General features: G+C 44.7%; 4 protein-coding genes. 3 read left to right on the top strand and 1 reads right to left on the bottom strand.

Features of this window, described 5'->3' with window-relative positions; translation table 11 throughout:
• Window positions 1-63: 63 nt before the first annotated feature.
• Together VE944_RS02640 and VE944_RS02635 are read left to right on the top strand one after the other, a co-directional pair.
• Entirely contained in the window at window positions 64-294 is a 231-nt protein-coding gene (locus VE944_RS02640; protein ID WP_324971867.1) for an addiction module protein, read from the top strand.
• Complete coding sequence (locus VE944_RS02635) at window positions 291-509, top strand: hypothetical protein (RefSeq protein WP_324971864.1); 219 nt, start codon at window positions 291-293, stop codon at window positions 507-509. Before VE944_RS02640 ends, VE944_RS02635 begins: the two co-directional genes overlap by 4 nt.
• Before the next feature lie 389 nt (window positions 510-898).
• Here VE944_RS02635 and VE944_RS02630 read toward each other — a convergent pair whose 3' ends face one another.
• The gene (locus VE944_RS02630; RefSeq protein WP_324971861.1) at window positions 899-1,051 is read right to left on the bottom strand and encodes a hypothetical protein; all 153 of its coding nucleotides are present in this window, start codon (window positions 1,049-1,051) and stop codon (window positions 899-901) included.
• A gap of 101 nt (window positions 1,052-1,152) precedes the next feature.
• Between VE944_RS02630 and VE944_RS02625 the strand changes: the two genes are divergently transcribed.
• Window positions 1,153-1,875 (top strand): GTPase family protein (locus VE944_RS02625; protein WP_324971858.1); only part of this gene is annotated, 723 nt, incomplete at its 3' end.

The following is a 1,875-nucleotide window of genomic DNA, read 5'->3' as shown; positions in this document are numbered from 1 at the left end:
TTCACTGTCCACGTCCGCTACTTTCCTGCTAGACTCTGGATAGTCCCTATGCTTTTAGTAATTATGGCATCTGTTGAGCAAGTCATGAAAGAAGCCTTAGCTTTACCCAGTGCAGCGAGAGCATTGTTGGCAGAAAAGCTGCTTGAAAGTCTTGAATTTGATGTAGACGAAACACTTCAAATACTGTGGACAGATGAAGCCAAGAAGCGTAGAGATGAAGTTCGCAGTGGTGCAATTGAACCCATTCCTGGAGAGGAAGCCTTAGCTAGGGTGAGACAAATTTTGGAGCAATGAAATACGTCTTTCATCCAGCAGCATTAATTGAATACGGTGAAGCAGTCAAGTTTTACGCAGAGCGTCGAGTTGAATTAGCACAAGCATTTATTAATGCGGTTGAGGATGCCATTTTCCGAATTATCCAGTCACCGACTCGCTGGGCTGTTGTTGACGAAGACATTCGTCGATGTCTAACGCGCAAATTCCCCTATGGAATTTTGGCGTTGGGATGAATTAGGGCAAGCAGGGGAGGCAGGGGGGGCAGAGGAAGCAGGGGAGGAATTTTAGAAGTTGTCAAATCATCCCGCAAATATGCAACGCCGGAATTTTATACACCATTGAGGAAGATTACGTTTTAATTTTGGCGGTGATGCACTGTAGCCGCGAACCGGGATACTGGAAAGAGCGCCTCACAGACTAGCAGCAGGATTTAAAATGCATATTTCTAAATCGGTAGATCCAGATATATTGGCGAAGGCAATCGCTGATTTGATTGAACCAAGCTATAGGTAAGCTTCCCTCAGATGTCCATAACTTTAGTTTCGTATTAACATTGTCAGTCGATACAATGGCATTGTCAGCCGAAACAATAAATTTGCCTTGGGGACATCCAAGAAGTAAATTACTCAATTCCTACATCCAACGTCACTATCCAATTTTTCTCCCCCTGCTTCCCCTGCTCCCCTTGCCTTCCCAAACGATTGATTATTTTTTTAGTTGGAAGTCCCTTGCTACGTTTTTCTACGGCGACGGTTCCTTTAGCATTGTGAGACACCGCTACCTCCAAAACGCGATCGCCCAAGTTGATACAATACTAGTTATCCCTTTGAGAATCGCTATAAGATTAGTAAAAGGGTCTTCTACGTTTAGATGGAAATGACTGAGCAACGTGATGCTGACTCACCGTCAACTGATTCTCAGCAATTGAGTGAAACGACCGATGGAGCAACTACCAAGTCGGTCGATGATTCGTGGACAAACCGCATTGGTGGTGTCTGGAACAAAGCAACAACACATCTAACGCAACTCTTACCCGTAGAACAAGTGGCACAGACGCTTGTTGGATGGTTTAGTGTGAGCGAAACTCAGATTGCAGAGATTTTAGAGAAAGTTCGAGCCGAACTGCCAACCACAGAAGCCCTCCTAATTGGTAAACCCCAAGCTGGAAAAAGTTCAATTGTCCGGGGATTGACGGGAGTTTCTGCCGAAATTGTCGGTCAGGGATTTCGCCCTCACACCCAACATACAGAGCGCTATGCCTATCCTTCCAATGACCTGCCGTTACTGATTTTTACCGATACAGTAGGGCTGGGTGATGTTAAACAAGATACTCAATTAATCATTCAGGAGTTAGTTGGCGATTTAAAAAAGGAAACTCGTTCTGCTAGAATCCTCATTCTCACCGTCAAAATTAATGATTTTGCAACTGACACGCTACGACAAATTGCTAAACAGTTACGCCAGCAGTATCCAAATATTCCCTGTTTGCTGGTAGTTACTTGCTTGCATGAGGTTTATCCTCTCGATACCGTCGATCATCCCGCCTATCCGCCAGATTATCAAGAAGTTAACCGCGCATTTACCGCAATCCAACAAGCC

Origin of the sequence: Nostoc sp., from assembly GCF_035638895.1 — a bacterium.
Lineage (GTDB): Bacteria > Cyanobacteriota > Cyanobacteriia > Cyanobacteriales > Nostocaceae > Nostoc.
This window is presented reverse-complemented; position numbering and strand designations above follow the sequence as displayed.